Genomic DNA, 15616 nt, shown 5'->3' with positions numbered 1-15616 from the left:
TCAAACCCACAGCTTCTTGATGTCACGCCCGCCGCAGGTCAGGTTGACCATTGCACGGGTCACCATGACGGCGGTGAACATCGAGGTGAAAATCCCGAGGGACATGGTGACCGCAAAGCCCTTGACCGGGCCGGTACCCATGGCGAACAGGATGCCGCCGACCAGCAGGCTGGTCAGGTTGGCGTCGATGATCGCGGTGTAGGCGCGGTTGAAGCCTTCATGAATGGCGCGTTGCACCGACATGCCGGCGTTCAGCTCTTCGCGGATACGCGAGAAGATCAGCACGTTGGCGTCCACCGCCATACCCATGGTCAACACGATACCGGCAATACCCGGCAGGGTCAGGGTAGCACCCAACAGCGACATCAGCGCCAGCAGCAGGACCATGTTGCCTGCCAGGGCGATGGTGGCGATCACACCGAAGGCGCGGTAGATGGCGATGATGAACAGCGAGACGAACAACATGCCCCACAGCGACGCATCGATACCCTTGGTGATGTTGTCGGCACCCAGGCTTGGGCCGATGGTACGCTCTTCTGCAAAGTACATCGGCGCAGCCAGGCCACCGGCACGCAGCAGCAGGGCCAGTTCGGACGATTCGCCCTGGCCGTTCAGGCCGGTGATGCGGAACTGGCTGCCCAGCGGCGACTGGATGGTCGCCAGGCTGATGATCTTCTTCTCTTCCTGGAAGCTCTGTACGGCAACGTCCTTCTCGACGCCGTCGACGGTCTGCTTGACGTAGCGGGTGACCGGCTTCTGCTCGATGAAGATCACCGCCATGCTGCGGCCGACGTTGCTGCGGGTAGCGCGGGTCATCAGCTCGCCACCGTGGCCATCCAGGCGGATGTTCACCTGCGGGCGACCTTGTTCGTCGAAGCTGGCCTGGGCGTCGGTCACCTGGTCACCAGTGATGATCAGGCCGCGCTCGACCGCGGCGGAGCGGCCGCCTTCACGGAACTCGAACACCTCGGTAGTGGCCTTGGACGCACCCGGCTCGGCACCGAAGCGGAACTCCAGGTTGGCGGTTTTACCCAGGATACGCTTGGCTTCGGCAGTGTCCTGCACGCCTGGCAGCTCGACCACGATGCGGTTGGCGCCCTGGCGCTGTACCAGCGGCTCGGCCACACCCAGCTCGTTGACCCGGTTGCGGACGGTGGTGAGGTTCTGCTTGATCGAGTATTCGCGGATCTCGGCGACTTTCGCCTGGGTCAGCGCCAGACGCAGCACGGCGAGCTCGTTGCGCTCGGTGGTGGTCAGGTCGAAGTCATTGAAATTCTTGCGGATCAGGACACGAGCCTGTTCGCGGGTAGCATCGTCAGCAAAGCCCAGCATGATGCCGCCATCCTGTTGAGGCAGGCTGCGGTAGCGGACGCGCTCTTTGCGCAGCAAGGTCTTGACCTCGCCTTCGTAGACTTTCATGCGGGCGTTCATGGCCTTGTCCATGTCCACTTCCAGCAGGAAGTGCACACCACCGGACAGGTCCAGGCCCAGCTTCATCGGGCTTGCGCCCAGGTTGCGCAGCCATTGCGGGGTAGTCTGGGCCAGGTTCAGGGCCACGACGTAATCATCGCCCAGTGCCTTGCGCACTACATCCTTGGCTGGTAGCTGGTCTTCCTGATTGGTCAGGCGGATCAGCCCGCTGCCCTTCTCACCCAGGCTCACGCCCTTGACGGCGATCTTGGCATCGCCCAGCGCCTTGCTGACGCGGTCGAGGTCGGCCTGGTTCACCTGCAGCGCCGAACTGGCACCACTGATCTGTACCGCCGGATCATCCGGGTAGAGGTTGGGAGCGGAATAAATAAAACCGATCGCCAGTACCAGCACGATCAGTGCGTATTTCCACAGAGGGTATTTGTTCAGCATCACGCCGCCCGTTCAAGACGCGGGGCGCTTTGCGCGCCCCGACTGGAAAAATGAAACCGGTAACTCAGATAGCCTTGAGCGTACCTTTTGGCAGGGTGGCCGCGATGGCACCCTTCTGGAACTTCAGCTCGACGTTGTCGGAAACTTCCAGGACCACGAAATCATCGGAAACCTTGACGATCTTGCCAGCGATGCCGCCGTTGGTGACAACTTCGTCACCCTTCTGCAAGTTGCTCAGCAGGTTCTTCTGCTCTTTTGCACGCTTGGCCTGCGGGCGCCAGATCATCAGGTAGAAGATGACCAGGAAACCGACCAGGAAAATCCACTCGAAGCCGGTACCGGCTGGGCCGGCGGCAGGTGCAGCGGCGTCCGCGTAAGCGGCGGGGATCAAGAAGCTCATTGGGCACTCCTAATGTAATTTTCTAATAATGGATGCAGACAGTCAGTCCAAAGGCGGCACAGGAAGCCCGCGCTTGGCGTAGAAGGCGTCGACAAAGGCGGCCAATTTACCTTGTTGAATAGCCTCGCGTAAACCGGCCATCAAGCGCTGGTAATGGCGCAAGTTGTGGATGGTATTCAGCATGCTGCTCAGCATTTCGCCGCACTTGTCCAGGTGATGGAGATAGGCGCGGGAGAAGTTGGTGCAGGTGTAGCAGTCACAGGTCGGATCCAGCGGCGAATCATCGTGGCGATGGAACGCATTGCGAATCTTGATCACCCCTGTATCGACGAACAGATGACCGTTGCGCGCGTTACGCGTCGGCATCACGCAGTCGAACATGTCGACGCCGCGGCGCACACCCTCAACGAGATCTTCCGGTTTGCCTACCCCCATAAGGTAACGAGGTTTGTCAGCAGGCATCTGGCCCGGCAGGTAATCCAGCACCTTGATCATTTCGTGCTTGGGCTCGCCCACCGACAGACCGCCAATGGCCAGGCCGTCGAAGCCGATGTTTTCCAGGCCTTCCAGCGAGCGCATGCGCAGGTCCTGGTACATGCCACCCTGGACGATACCGAACAGCGCCGCGGTGTTGTCGGCGTGGGCGTTCTTCGAGCGCTGGGCCCAGCGCAGCGACAGCTCCATGGACGCGCGCGCCACATCGTGCTCGGCCGGGTACGGGGTGCACTCGTCGAAGATCATCACCACGTCCGAGCCCAGGTCACGCTGCACCTGCATCGACTCTTCCGGGCCCATGAACACCTTGGCGCCATCGACCGGCGAGGCGAAGGTCACGCCCTCTTCCTTGATCTTGCGCATGGCGCCCAGGCTGAACACCTGGAAGCCACCGGAGTCGGTTAGGATCGGGCCTTTCCACTGCATGAAGTCGTGCAGGCCGTTGTGCTTCTTGATCACCTCGGTGCCCGGGCGCAGCCACAGGTGGAAGGTGTTGCCCAGGATCATCTCGGCGCCGATGGCTTCGATGTCGCGCGGCAGCATGCCCTTGACCGTGCCATAGGTACCCACCGGCATGAACGCCGGCGTTTCCACGGTGCCACGTGGGAAGGTGATGCGGCCACGACGGGCCTTGCCGTCGGTGGCCAGCAGTTCGAAGGACATTCGACAGGTGCGACTCATGCTTGATCCTCGGGCCCGCGTGGCGCCGGATTGCGGGTGATGAACATGGCATCACCGTAACTGAAGAAGCGGTACCCCTGCTCGACCGCTGCCGCGTAGGCGGCCATGGTCTCGGGGTAGCCGGCGAAGGCCGAGACCAGCATCAGCAGCGTGGACTCCGGCAGGTGGAAATTGGTGACCAAGGCGTCGACCACATGGAACGGCCGGCCCGGGTAGATGAAGATGTCGGTATCGCCGCTGAAGGCCTTGAGCACGCCATCGCGCGCTGCGCTCTCCAGCGAACGCACGCTGGTGGTGCCGACTGCGATTACCCGGCCGCCACGGGCGCGGCAAGCCTCGATGGCATCGACCACCTCCTGGCTCACTTCAAGCCACTCTCTATGCATGTGGTGGTCTTCGATCTTGTCGACCCGCACCGGCTGGAAGGTGCCCGCGCCCACGTGCAAGGTGACGAAGGCACGCTCTACACCCTTGGCGGCAATCTTCTCCAGCAACGCCTCATCGAAGTGCAAGCCTGCGGTCGGTGCGGCGACTGCACCGGCTCGTTCGGCGTACACAGTCTGGTAGCGCTCACGGTCGGCGCCCTCGTCGGGGCGGTCGATGTACGGCGGCAGCGGCATGTGGCCGACACGGTCGAGCAGCGGCAGCACCTCTTCGGTGAAGCGCAGCTCGAACAGCGTGTCATGGCGTGCGACCATTTCGGCCTCGCCGCCGCCATCGATGAGGATGACCGCGCCTACCTTGGGCGCCTTGCTGGCGCGTACATGGGCCAGCACCCGATGGCTGTCGAGCACGCGCTCGACCAGCACTTCCAGCTTGCCGCCGGAAGCTTTCTGGCCGAACAACCGCGCCGGGATCACCCGGGTGTTGTTGAACACCATCAGGTCGCCGGGGCGCAGGTACTCGAGCAGATCGGGGAATTGCCGGTGCGCCAGCGCGCCGGTTGGCCCATCGAGCACCAGCAGACGGCTGCCATGGCGCTCGGCCAACGGGTGGCGGGCGATCAGGGAATCGGGGAGTTCGAAGGAAAAATCGGCGACGCGCATGATGATGTTCGGTTCGGCAGGGCCGGGAAGTTTAGCCCAATGTGTGAAAATTGACCATGAAAGCCGATTGACCGACCAGCGGTGGCTCTCTATACTGCGCGCCACAAGCCCTGATGGCGGAATTGGTAGACGCGGCGGATTCAAAATCCGTTTTCGAAAGGAGTGGGAGTTCGAGTCTCCCTCGGGGCACCATCATATAGTTCCAAGCGGTCCCTACCAGACCCGGAACACCAGAGAAACCGGCCACTGAGCCGGTTTTTTTGTGTCTATCGTTCCCAGTGGTTCCCTTGTAAGCCCAAAGTTATGTGAGTAGATTTGTGAGTAGACCGAGTTCGGTCCAGAAATCTACTCACATACTGACCGCATTCCGGCGTGCTCAGTGAACTACAAGGGTATCGCCGTGGCGCTCACCGACACTGCCATCCGCACCGCCAAACCCCGCGATAAGCTGTACCGCCTGGCTGACGCTCACGGCTTATGCCTTGAGGTCACGACGACCGGCAGCAAGCTGTGGCGCGTCCGCTACCGATTTGAAGGCAAGGCGAAGATGCTGGCCGTGGGCGCTTATCCCTCGGTCACGCTCGCCAATGCCCGCGAACGCCGTGATGCCGCACAGAAGCTGCTGGCGCAGGGCGTAGACCCAAGCGCCTATAAACAGCAGGAAAAGGTGGCGGCTGCGATCCAGGCCCTGACGGTCGAGTCACTGGCGCGGGAGTGGTACGCCTACAACCACCCGCGATGGGCACCGGCCACCGCGTCGAAGGCATTGCAGTACCTGGAGTCGGACATTTTCCCGGTGATTGGTAAGCGGCCTGCTGCCGAGGTACAGCGCCCTGAACTGGTAGACCTGGTGCGCAAGATCGAGCGGCGCGAGGCATTCAACGTCGCCCGCAAGGTTCGCCAATGGCTGAGCCAGATATTCCGGTTCGGCCTGGCCAAGGGCGTGGTACCCGGCAACCCCGCCACCGATCTGGACGTAGTAGCCGCCCACGCCCCGCGCACTCGCCATCACCCGCACGTATCGGAAACCGAGCTGCCCGAACTGCTGGAGAAGCTGGAGGCAGCCCAATGTGATATCACCAGCAAGATCGCCATTCGCCTGCTACTGCTGACAGCAGTGCGCCCCGGTGAGCTGCGACTGGCGCCCTGGGAGGAGTTCGACCTGGATGACGCGACCTGGACGATCCCAGCAGCGCGGATGAAGGCAAGACGCCCGCACATAGTCCCACTCCCGCGCCAGGCAGTAGTACTGCTGCGCACCCTGCATGAGCTGACCGGCACATATCCCCTCGCCTTCCCTGGCCGCAATGATCGATCCAGGCCGATGAGCGAGAACACCGTGAACAAGGCCCTGTCCACGATGGGCTACGAGGGGCGCCAGACGGGCCACGGCTTCCGCCACCTGCTGAGCACCAGCCTCAACAGCCGGGGTTACAACCGCGATTGGATTGAACGGCAGCTTGCCCATGGCGATCAAGACTCGATCCGCGACACTTACAACCACGCGCACTACCTGGAACAACGCCGGGACATGATGCAAACCTGGGCAGACTCGATAGATGCCCTGTGTGCTGGCGCGAACGTGGCGACTATCAAGCGGGCAAAGCCATGACTCACGACTGGTCCGAATGGGAAAAGGAACGTAAGCAGCGCGAAAAAAAGGCCAAGGAGGTTCATCGCCTTGACGCTAGCGATCTGGCTCTAATCGATGATCGAATCAGCGGACACTTGAAAGACGAGCTGAGGCGCTGGGCTGCTCGCCGCTGGTGGAAGCTATTTGGATCGCAAGGGCACAGCCTCAATACATTGGAGGACGAATCCAGATTCATCAGGGGGCTGGATACAGCATTCCCCTACCCTGCCCCAAGCAATTTGTTAGCGGCGCCTTCACACGCCAGGCAGGAATACACCACTAGGGAAATTACAAAGCGCGGTGACATTCGAGACGTATCCTTTAACGGTCCACCTGTAAGTCGGCTTCTGAGCCTAATGCTCTATGGCTTCTTTGATTTCCAGGGGCAATGGATCTATCTCAACAGAACGGGGCGATACCCGAACGGAGAGAAAGCACCAGAGCAGTGGCACGTCATGTGCGCCGATCCAAGGGATCGACTCGGTATACGCGTAACAGTGAATGCAGGATATCGCGGGCGCCACCATCCGCCACCAGATGCTGTTTTTTCAGCACTACCCAGCAAGGTCAAAGAGTACGTAGCGGAAGACGTTGACTCCATTGATCGCCGGGAGTGGCTAGAAGGGATTGCCGATATTCTGTGCAAGGCTAAATACGACCCAAGGCCGCCAACGGTTCTTGAACTGGCCGGGGACTACGAACTGGATAGCTATCCGCTCGCAGACCTAATCGCCAATGGAAAGCGCACCAGCGGAAAGCGAGTAGAGCCAGTCAACGGCAATTACTTCGACTGCCGCCCCGATAACCTTTCCAACCGATCAAGCGCGGGCCGCAAGATGAAATGCAATTACTGCCGGAAGCCCACCACGGCCAAAGAATCTAGCAGAATCAAAGACTCAACCGGCTCAACCTTTAGGATTTGTCGAACCTGCCAGGCGCAGGTTGGGCGTATCCACCCGTGACGAGCACTAAAATGCCGTACGGGAAGAATGGGGTATTGCCAAGAATGATTGGGATATAGTATTTTGGCCCTAGTGTGTGGTAACTGCATCAGACAGAATGGCGACCGGCCTTGAGGCCGGTTTTTTTTCGTCTGAGAAATACCCACCGACACTTATAACCCCGCCATCCTGAGCGGGGTTTTTCATTTCTGGCCCGCCATCGTGCGGGCTTTTTTGTGCCCGGAGAAAAGCCCATGAGCGCTAAGACCATCCGCCGCTTTATCAAACTTGCCGGAGTCAAAGACCTTACCGCCCTATCCACATCGGAAATCTACCGACGTATCGGCGCTGGCACCTTCCCCAAGCAGGTGACATTGGGGCCGAAGTCCGTTGTCTGGATTGAGTCTGAGGTGCTTGCGTGGTGTGACGCACGCATCACTGAAAGCCGCGAGGTGGCCTAAAATGAAAAAGGCCACGATCCCCGAAGAGAAACGCAGCCAGTCGCAAGGCGATATTACCACCAGCAAGCCGCCGAGCAAGATCGCCCGCGTGCTGGCGCACATGCTCAATGATGGCAGCCTGATTCGCTTTGAAGCCGAGCGCCTGGGCGACCACTGCTTGCACTCCACTATCAGCAGCCTGGCCAATGGCTATGGCCTGAAGTTCCAGCGCCAGCTTGAGCGCGTACCGAATCATTGGGGCGAGCCTTGCACCGTGACCCGGTACACCCTTCCCGCCAGCGAGCGCCGCCGCGCCAGCGCCGTGCTGGAGATGCTTTGCTCGCCCTTGAAGCAACGCCAGCGGGTGGCCGCATGAGTGCTCGCATCGTTCCACTCGACTACGAAGGCCAGGCAGTGCGGTTCAACGGTGACGGCTGGCTTCATGCAACCGAGATTGCCGACCGTTTCGGCAAGCGGCCAAACGATTGGCTTAGCCTCCCCTCGACCATCGAATACCTGGAAGCACTCAACCGTCGCACCGTTACCGGATCATCTGGTAACGCCTGGTCGATGACCAAGCGCGGCGGTAAAAACCAAGGCACCTGGCTTCACCCGAAGCTGGCCGTAGCCTTCGCCCGGTGGCTTTCGGTGGACTTCGCTGTTTGGTGCGATGAGCAGGTAGACGCTTTGCTGCGCGGTGACATGAAGTCCTGGACCAGCGCCAGGCGTGAGGCTGCCATCGGTCACAAGGCCGTGTGTGACGCCATCGCGCTCAACTGCGAGGCCCAAGGCAAGACGCCTCAGAAACACCACTTCATCAACGAGTCGCGGCTCATCAATCAGGTTATCACCGGCTCGTTTGCAGGCCGAGACCGTGACCAGTTAAACGCTGCCGAGCTGGAGATTGTCACCCTTGCCGAACTGCGCGACTCGGGGCTGATCTGCGCGGGCATGACCTATGCCGAGCGCAAAGCCAACCTGCTGGCCTACGTCCGCAAGTTGCAAGCCAAGCACCAACGGAGGATTGCCGCATGACGCCCGCCATCCACCCAGCGCTGCCGTTGCCCAATCTGAAACAGGGGGTTGCATTCCAAAATGTACGGGGATACATTGCGTCCGTCGCTGCAAATTCAGCGACCGGGTTTGGCGACCCGATCAACATAAGGCGCACAGGCGCCCCCATCACGATTGCAGGCGCTTTTTTTGTGCCCGTACGTCCGTGTTATGGCGGCTGTGCGTGGGAGACCTTCGGGTCTGCCGGTTTCCTTATGTACCGGTTCGCCAACCTGCGCACAGCTGCCACCCTAATTCGTTTGGCGACGGACCGTGGCAGCTCCACACATAAGGAGCGTCACCCCATGCACACACTCATTCCGTCCAAAATCCGCGCCGCTGCCCACCGCGCAATGGCCATCGCTGCCCTTCACGCTGATAGCTCGCTGAGCGTTCGCCTCAAGCGCTACAACGCCGCCATGGCAAAAGCCCGCGCCCTGGACGCGCAAGGCGGTGCCCAGTGACTCACATTCAGCAGACCTCCGAGGCCGTACAGGGCTACATCCAATCCCAAGTCGTGGTCACGATCCCCGGCCAGCAAGCGCTCCACTTTCCCCCGGTGGTCGGGCGCAGCCTTGCGGTAGGTATTGCCGCCATGGTGAAAGCCGATTTCCCATGCGCTTCGATCAGCATTCGGGGGCGCTACCGCGACTCTTTGGCTGGCCTGGAAGACGCCTTGCGCATGTCGGGTAAGGTCCAGTCCACGCTTGTGGAATGTCAACGTCAACCGCGTCCAGGCGCCGCGCTGATAGAGCACTTCAAGGCCGCAGCCCAAGTCGGAGGTGAGCAATGACCAACTTCCCAAGCGCTGCGCCCCTTGAAGGCGAGGTGCTCTCAGAGGCGGTGCTCGACGCCCTTGAAATGTCGCAAATGAACTACGCCAGGGAGGAGCATCGCAAGCTGGAAGAAATCCTGCTGACGTTCGTGATTCCGGCTATGGGTGGCTATGAGAATCAAATGGCCCGTGACATTGCCCGGCACCTAGAGCAAATCCAGTCGTTCAGCGGCAACTATTGCTGGCGCCACCGCCACCTTGGTGCCTCGCATGGCGTTGTGGGCAAGCGTGCTGGCTTGGATCGGGAGGCTGCCGTATGACTTCCCTTATCCACATGCCCAAATAAACCCAAGACGATCTGCGCGACGTACAAGGCGTGCTTGTGTTGCTGAGCATGGCGCTAGCGCTGATCGCCGCACCTGCCACGCCGGTCATCGTCGCCCGCGTTATCGCTGTGATGGCACAACACACCGCCATGGCCTGGGCCGAAATGCTGGAAGGCGTGATCGCTGAGCAAGGGGGTGATCTGTGAGCACCAAGGCTGAAGCCAGCACCATCAACCAACTGTTGGCAGCTAAGCGCGTAGAGGAATCGCTAGATGCCATTGGCATTTTGGCTGAGGTTCTGCTGAACAACGGCGGTTACAAAGGTGGCCCGGATAGCGGGGATATCCCTGCGCAGATCAGTGACCGTGGTGAGTCAGGCATTCAGTCTGCAATCAATATCATTGCTCGGATGGCCCATCGCGATTTTTGCGCCCTTGCAACCGATCTAGGCATCCCGGCGTAAGCCAATAGCCTAAGGATAAAGACGATGAAACTTCAAAACAGTGCGCAAGCGCTGACCGGATCGGCTTGCCCAAAGAAAGCCACCGAGCTGTTTTACGTGAGCCACCCGAAGGCCGAGCGGGCCTTGCTGGGGCCGTTCTTGAGCCAGGCCGATGCCGAGTGTGGGCGTGTAGTTTTGCGTAGTGCTGAGGCCGTAGTGACGGCCTGCCTCGTCGAATCGCTGGACGATCTGACCTACTGGCACGCGGTGAACAATGGCCAGGTCTGCCGGGCCTTCGCTGGTGCTGATCGCCAAGGGGGTGGCCATGAGTAAGGTCACGCCGATTCGGCGCAAGGGTGCCGGGGGGCCGCCTGCTGCTGGCGCTCATATCGACAGCGCCAGCTATGCGCTGCTAGTGGAAACGCTGGCGGGCTTCCTGGAACTGCGCATTGCCGAGGGTGACGCTGGGCATCACTGCTCCGAGCTGGAGCGTCTTACCAATCAACTGGAACGGCTGGCCAAGCGCTTCACGCCGCCGCTGGGGGCCGCATGACCGACGCGACGATCCTTTTCCGTGACGTGCTCCAGTCGGCCTATGGGCCGCTCGACTGGCTGCCCTTGGACGATGGCGACATTCACCGCTTCCACGTCCCCGGCGACAAGCCCGGCACGCTCAATGGCTGGTACTGCCTATTTTCCGATGGCATCGCCTCGGGCGCCTTCGGGAGCTGGAAGATGGGCGGCACCAGCACCTGGTGTAGCCGTGAGCCGGTAGACGCCCGCGAATCTGAGCAGGTGCGCCAGCGCATCGAGCAGGCCCGGCGCCAGCGCGAAGCCGAACGGCAACGGCGCCAGCTCAAAGCGGCTGGCCAGGCTCAACGCTGGTGGCGTGACGCTCGCCGTGCTGACCCGGCCCACCCTTACCTGGCCGCCAAGGGCATTCGTGCCCACGGCCTACGCCAGCGTGGTGACGATCTGCTGGTGCCGCTGTATGCCGGGAGCGTGCTGGTCAACCTGCAACGGATCGCCCCGGACGGTGACAAGCGCTTTCTGTATGGCGGGCGGATCAATGGCGCCTACTCGCCGCTGGGGCGCATCACGCCGGGCAGGCCGCTGTGTATCTGCGAAGGCTGGGCCACGGGAGCCACGCTTCACGAAAGCGGCTACACGGTCGCCTGCGCGATGAATGCCGGGAACCTGAAACCGGTGGCGCTGGCGCTACGGGCCGACTACCCCGACACCGAAATCATCGTCGCGGGCGACGACGACCGCCAGACCGAAGCCGAGGGCAAGGGTAATCCGGGGCGCACCGCTGCCCATGACGCCGCTGCCGCGTGTGGTGGCCTTGTGACCTTCCCCGAGTGGCCCGCCGATGCGCCGCTGACCCTTTCCGACTTCAACGACCTAGCCGCCTGGAGGTGCCACCATGCGCCCGCCTGAGAACAACGTTATCAACCTGCGCCCAGAGGCGCCCATGGTCGAGCCAGATCGCCCCTGCTGGGGCGTGTACGAGCACTGGGTAACGAATGAGAAGGGCCGCAGGCTCAAGCCCGGCGTCTATTGGCACACCTTCAAGCGCAACGCCGCCGACGATGACAGCGACGACGATAAGACCGACCGCCACATCACTGATGAATGGATCGCCACGCCCGTGACGGTGGTGGCACGCACCACCAATAGCGACGATGGCAGCGAGGGGCGTTTTCTGCGCCTGCACACGGACAACGGCGCCAAGGAATGGATCATTCCCATGGAGGTGTTCGGCGGGAGCGGTGAAGACGCCAGGCGGACACTGTTTGGCATGGGCGTGATTATCGCGCTCAAGAAGCGCGGCCAGTTCATGGAGTACCTGCTGGACCAGCGCCCCGCCGAAGTGTTCGCCACCACCTGCCGTCCCGGCTGGCATGAGTCGGGCGCGTTTGTGCTGCCTGGGCGCACCATCGGCAGTGACAAGGTGCGCTATCAGGCCAGCGGTAAGGGACAGAACCTGTTTAGCGTGCGCGGGAGCTTGGACGGCTGGAGGGCCGAGGTTGCGGCCAAGTGTGAAGGCAACCCGGTGCTCACCCTGGCCATCGGCTGCGCCCTCGCTGGTCCGCTGCTGAGCCTGGTGGGCGTGCTGGGTGGCGGTGTTCACCTGGTGGGCGACAGCTCCAGCGGCAAGTCACTGGCGCAACTGATCGGCTCGTCCGTGTGGGGCGACCCCGGCATATTCGCCGCGTCCTGGGACATGACCAAAGGCGGCTTGGAGATCGAGGCGTCCAGCCGCAACGACACCATGTTGCCCCTGGACGAAATCAAGCGGGCCGACCCCAAACGCGTACAGGAGATGGCCTACTCGCTCGCAAACGGCCAGGGTAAGGGCACCATGACACGCGACCGGGAGGCACGCGGCAAACTGAGCTGGCGACTGCTGGCGCTATCCAGCGGTGAGCGCTCCCTGTCTGAGCACGCGGCCATCAGCGGTAACGCCGCCCATGCTGGCGCTGAGCTGCGCATGGTGGACGTGAACGCCGGTACGCGTACACACCGCGCCTTCGACGAATTGCACGGCCTGGAGGGAGCCGACTTCCACCGCCAGCTCACCGTGGCTGTGGGAGCGAACCACGGGCACATCGGCCCGGCATTCGTGGAGAAGCTGCTGGCCAGCGACGACCGCCCCGGCCTGCTAGAAGACTTCGCCGGTATCCGCGCCCAGTTTGTTGAAGACAACGCCCAAGCCGGACGGGTGGCGGATCGCTTCGCAGTGATCGCGCTGGCGGGGGAAATGGCCATTGCCTATGACTTGCTGCCCTGGACGCCGGGTAGCGCTCTGGCCGATTGCCAGTTGCTGTATGGCGAATGGCTGAGCCGGGTGGGCGGTGGCAATGCCGAGGATCGCCAGATACTGGCGGGCATCCTCGATTTCATCGACAAGCACGGCAGTAGCCGGTTTTCGGACGTGAATGACCAGACGCCTGACGCCAAGGTGTTCAACCGGGCCGGGTACTGGAAAGTCTCAGGCGGCAAGCAACTGTACCTGTTCAACAAGTCGGCATTGATCGAGGCAGCGCATGGGTACGGGCTGAGCCGCATCGTGAAAGCGCTGGATGGCGCCAGCGCGATTGCTGAGCGTGGAGCGGATCGGAAGCGGCACGCCAAGAAGTACCGCGTACCGGGTGGCGGTTCACCTTGGCTGTATGTGATCGACCCCGAAGCCCTGGACAGTGAAGGTGGTGCTGTATGACCACCAACGCCACTAGCCGAGATTGCCCATATTCACAGGAACCTAGATTCGGTGGGAACAGTGGGAACAGTGGGAACAGCCTTGAAATCCGGGGCTTCCAGCCGTTCCCACCTAATAAAAAGAGTGGGAACAAGTGGGAACACACAATCGCTTTCCAATATAAGGGCGCGGCCAGTCTGCCTTGTTTGGTTATCACAGTTCCCACTAAAAACGGGGTGGGAACAAACTGGGAACAGAAAAACACCCCTGGAGGCCTCGAATTTACTGGGGCGTTCCCACTGTTCCCACTGTTCCCACACTTTTTGAATTCACAGGAACATTTGATTAGCAGCTATCAGGGCATGGTGACGCCATGAGCCTCCTTTCCGACCTGCTCAATCACATGCCGCCGAACGGTGCTGGCGCTGGCAAACCATCCATGGCGAAACGCATCCCGGATCGCCCTCGCCTGGTGCTGGTCGAGCCTGCGCCATTGCCGCCCAGCCCGTACACCAACGCTGCCAATGCCACCCCTGAATGGCGCCAGGCCCGCGACCAGTACATCAGCCATGTAATGACCTGCCGGGGCTGCTATGCGCCTGGTGGCCGCTATTGCCAGATTGGTGCCGAGCTGCGCACCACCTACGACAACACGCCCATGGAGGCCAACCCATGACGCCCACTCCGACCATGCGCCTGTGCGATATCGCCTTGAAGCCCGGCATCAGCGCCAGCACGCAGCTCATCACCACGCGGCGTATCTGCCGCAACATCAGCCGAAACCTCGATTCGATCCATGCCGAGCGAAGGGCTATGCGCCGCCAGGCGGGCAAGCTTAAAGCGTTCCTGCCGTTCACCCGGCAGGCCATTGCCGATCTGGAGCAGCAAGCGTGGGAGCACCGCGACGATGAGCGCAGCAAGGCCCTGGTGGCCTTGTCTGGTTTCGGGCGGCAGTTGCTGTTCGATGAGGACGGGTTAGCCGATACCCTGGGGTTCGAGCGCCTGTGCGACCTGCTGAGCGTGAACACGGTGGAGCGAGAACAGGCCAGGCGGGAGGGCGTCACCAGCTTGGAAGGCCTGGCGTTCACCCATGCCCTGGAGGACAGCGCAGAACGCCGGGGGCAAGAATGGAATGACGCACCGCTGTTCAACGCCTGTCACGCGGCTATGACGGACTTCATCAGGGACTGCCCCGATGGCGTGCTGCCTGACCCATTCGCACCTGGGGCGCCGTTCGGGCCGAAGCTGCCACCGAAACTGAGGGTGGTGTAAGCCATGGTCATGCTGAAACAGGCTGATTCAGCCGAAAAAATGAGACACCGGGTTTCAGATGAGCAGCGCCAGCAGGTACTGGACCTGCGCCGCCGTCACTCGCTGCGTGAGGTGGCCGAGATTACCGGCCTGCCACTGGGGACGGTGAAGACCCTGGTTTCACGCTCAGGGGCGTTCCGCGACAACGAGCAGCATCGCGCCATGTTCACCTTGCCACCGATCAGCACCAGCACTGAAACACTGCCCAGCGTGCCCGAGCTACCGCCGCAGGAAGTCGTGACCGGCGACAAGGAAGTGGACGCCGTACTGTGGCTGCGCTCGATCATCAGCACCGGGCAGGCCGCGCTGATTGACCGGGCCATGGAGGGCGCCAGGAAGATCAGGACGCCGCTCGACGTGCTGGAGAAGCGTTACCGCGATCACCTGGTGGCCACCAATCCCGGCCACCTGTTCGCCGCCATGTCGTCGTTCGGCTTCGCTGACCTGGATGCGCTGGCCACTCGGGCCATCGAACAGCACCGGCTGAGGCTGGAGGGTAACGCTCGCTTCGGTGACGCCTTGCTGGACGACACCGTGGCGGAAACCTTCTGTATCGAGGCGCTGAGCGGTCTGGAGCAAAGCGGCCCCCTGCTCGACTTCGACAAGGCGCAGGTAGCCGACCGGTTCAACGCCCACCCTGAGCTGCTGCCTCACACCTTGGCGGACTGCCTGTACGAGCTGGACTACTGGGACCAGCTCTACCGGCTGCGCAATGCCGTGGACCAGGACGCCAGCGACGGGCCGCCCGAGGCGACGGCGCGGGACTGGTTTGTGTTCGCCCTGCTGGCGCAGATCAGGCCCCGAGACAAGGCCGAGGCGCTGGCCGTGTTCCGCTACCTAATCGATAGCGAGCGCGACGACATGACCGAGAGTGAGGCAATCCTCTGCAACCTGATCGGGTAGGCCGCGCCACGAAACGCAAATGCACGAAAACGTGGCGCGACCTTTGACAACACCACTGAGCGCCAGCCCAGACCAGCGCCGATGGCGCCCTTCAAGAGGAAATAC

General features: G+C 61.8%; 21 protein-coding genes and 1 tRNA gene. 18 read left to right on the top strand and 4 right to left on the bottom strand.

The window, feature by feature from the left end; genetic code table 11:
* The 4 genes from secD to queA form a co-directional block, all read right to left on the bottom strand.
* A complete protein-coding gene (gene secD, locus ACK56M_RS05015) occupies positions 1-1863 on the bottom strand; it encodes a protein translocase subunit SecD (RefSeq protein WP_015269010.1) in 1863 nt (620 codons plus the stop codon).
* Between the two features lie 64 nt (positions 1864-1927).
* Positions 1928-2263 (bottom strand): preprotein translocase subunit YajC, encoded by a 336-nt coding sequence (yajC, locus tag ACK56M_RS05010; protein WP_003259111.1) that lies wholly within the window; start codon positions 2261-2263, stop codon positions 1928-1930.
* A gap of 42 nt (positions 2264-2305) precedes the next feature.
* Complete coding sequence (gene tgt / locus ACK56M_RS05005) at positions 2306-3421, bottom strand: tRNA guanosine(34) transglycosylase Tgt (protein WP_013971009.1); 1116 nt, start codon at positions 3419-3421, stop codon at positions 2306-2308.
* A gap of 14 nt (positions 3422-3435) precedes the next feature.
* Positions 3436-4485 carry a tRNA preQ1(34) S-adenosylmethionine ribosyltransferase-isomerase QueA gene (gene queA / locus ACK56M_RS05000; protein ID WP_217190025.1) on the bottom strand — a complete coding sequence of 350 codons (1050 nt, stop codon included), beginning with the start codon at positions 4483-4485 and terminating at the stop codon, positions 3436-3438.
* A 107-nt stretch (positions 4486-4592) separates the two neighbouring features.
* Between queA and ACK56M_RS04995 the strand changes: the two genes are divergently transcribed.
* From ACK56M_RS04995 to ACK56M_RS04910, 18 genes are all read left to right on the top strand, one after another.
* Positions 4593-4677 (top strand) — tRNA-Leu (locus ACK56M_RS04995).
* Between the two features lie 208 nt (positions 4678-4885).
* A complete protein-coding gene (locus tag ACK56M_RS04990) occupies positions 4886-6097 on the top strand; it encodes a tyrosine-type recombinase/integrase (RefSeq protein WP_325950995.1) in 1212 nt (403 codons plus the stop codon).
* Complete coding sequence (locus ACK56M_RS04985) at positions 6094-7080, top strand: hypothetical protein (RefSeq protein WP_325950358.1); 987 nt, start codon at positions 6094-6096, stop codon at positions 7078-7080. Before ACK56M_RS04990 ends, ACK56M_RS04985 begins: the two co-directional genes overlap by 4 nt.
* 233 nt (positions 7081-7313) lie before the next feature.
* Positions 7314-7520, top strand: a complete 207-nt coding sequence (locus ACK56M_RS04980; RefSeq protein WP_325950356.1) for a helix-turn-helix transcriptional regulator — start codon at positions 7314-7316, stop codon at positions 7518-7520.
* Between the two features lies 1 nt (position 7521).
* Positions 7522-7875 (top strand): hypothetical protein, encoded by a 354-nt coding sequence (locus ACK56M_RS04975; protein ID WP_411959283.1) that lies wholly within the window; start codon positions 7522-7524, stop codon positions 7873-7875.
* Positions 7872-8534: a KilA-N domain-containing protein gene (locus ACK56M_RS04970; RefSeq protein ID WP_411959282.1), complete on the top strand. Its 663-nt coding sequence runs from the start codon at positions 7872-7874 to the stop codon at positions 8532-8534. The genes ACK56M_RS04975 and ACK56M_RS04970 overlap by 4 nt, the downstream gene beginning before the upstream one ends.
* Before the next feature lie 323 nt (positions 8535-8857).
* Positions 8858-9016, top strand: coding sequence for a hypothetical protein (locus ACK56M_RS04965; protein WP_411959281.1), 159 nt, complete (start codon positions 8858-8860; stop codon positions 9014-9016).
* Positions 9013-9345, top strand: coding sequence for a hypothetical protein (locus tag ACK56M_RS04960; protein WP_411959280.1), 333 nt, complete (start codon positions 9013-9015; stop codon positions 9343-9345). The genes ACK56M_RS04965 and ACK56M_RS04960 overlap by 4 nt, the downstream gene beginning before the upstream one ends.
* Positions 9342-9647, top strand: a complete 306-nt coding sequence (locus ACK56M_RS04955) for a hypothetical protein (RefSeq protein WP_411959279.1) — start codon at positions 9342-9344, stop codon at positions 9645-9647. Before ACK56M_RS04960 ends, ACK56M_RS04955 begins: the two co-directional genes overlap by 4 nt.
* A gap of 56 nt (positions 9648-9703) precedes the next feature.
* Entirely contained in the window at positions 9704-9859 is a 156-nt protein-coding gene (locus tag ACK56M_RS04950) for a hypothetical protein (protein ID WP_411959278.1), read from the top strand.
* Positions 9856-10116, top strand: coding sequence for a hypothetical protein (locus ACK56M_RS04945; RefSeq protein ID WP_411959277.1), 261 nt, complete (start codon positions 9856-9858; stop codon positions 10114-10116). Before ACK56M_RS04950 ends, ACK56M_RS04945 begins: the two co-directional genes overlap by 4 nt.
* 24 nt (positions 10117-10140) lie before the next feature.
* A complete protein-coding gene (locus ACK56M_RS04940; RefSeq protein WP_232883044.1) occupies positions 10141-10428 on the top strand; it encodes a hypothetical protein in 288 nt (95 codons plus the stop codon).
* The gene (locus ACK56M_RS04935; RefSeq protein WP_232883043.1) at positions 10421-10648 is read left to right on the top strand and encodes a hypothetical protein; all 228 of its coding nucleotides are present in this window, start codon (positions 10421-10423) and stop codon (positions 10646-10648) included. Before ACK56M_RS04940 ends, ACK56M_RS04935 begins: the two co-directional genes overlap by 8 nt.
* On the top strand, positions 10645-11535 hold the full coding sequence (locus ACK56M_RS04930) for a toprim domain-containing protein (RefSeq protein ID WP_232883042.1): 891 nt from the start codon (positions 10645-10647) through the stop codon (positions 11533-11535). Before ACK56M_RS04935 ends, ACK56M_RS04930 begins: the two co-directional genes overlap by 4 nt.
* Positions 11522-13318: a DUF927 domain-containing protein gene (locus ACK56M_RS04925; RefSeq protein WP_411959276.1), complete on the top strand. Its 1797-nt coding sequence runs from the start codon at positions 11522-11524 to the stop codon at positions 13316-13318. Before ACK56M_RS04930 ends, ACK56M_RS04925 begins: the two co-directional genes overlap by 14 nt.
* A 352-nt stretch (positions 13319-13670) precedes the next feature.
* On the top strand, positions 13671-13973 hold the full coding sequence (locus ACK56M_RS04920) for a hypothetical protein (RefSeq protein WP_411959275.1): 303 nt from the start codon (positions 13671-13673) through the stop codon (positions 13971-13973).
* Complete coding sequence (locus tag ACK56M_RS04915; RefSeq protein ID WP_411959274.1) at positions 13970-14569, top strand: hypothetical protein; 600 nt, start codon at positions 13970-13972, stop codon at positions 14567-14569. Before ACK56M_RS04920 ends, ACK56M_RS04915 begins: the two co-directional genes overlap by 4 nt.
* A 3-nt stretch (positions 14570-14572) precedes the next feature.
* On the top strand, positions 14573-15511 hold the full coding sequence (locus ACK56M_RS04910; RefSeq protein ID WP_411959273.1) for a hypothetical protein: 939 nt from the start codon (positions 14573-14575) through the stop codon (positions 15509-15511).
* Positions 15512-15616 lie beyond the last annotated feature (105 nt).

The sequence above is a fragment of the Pseudomonas sp. s4 genome (assembly GCF_046764235.1).
Lineage (GTDB): Bacteria > Pseudomonadota > Gammaproteobacteria > Pseudomonadales > Pseudomonadaceae > Aquipseudomonas > Aquipseudomonas asiatica.
The sequence above is the reverse complement of the archived record's forward strand: the minus strand, read 5'-3'. Positions and strand labels throughout refer to the sequence as shown.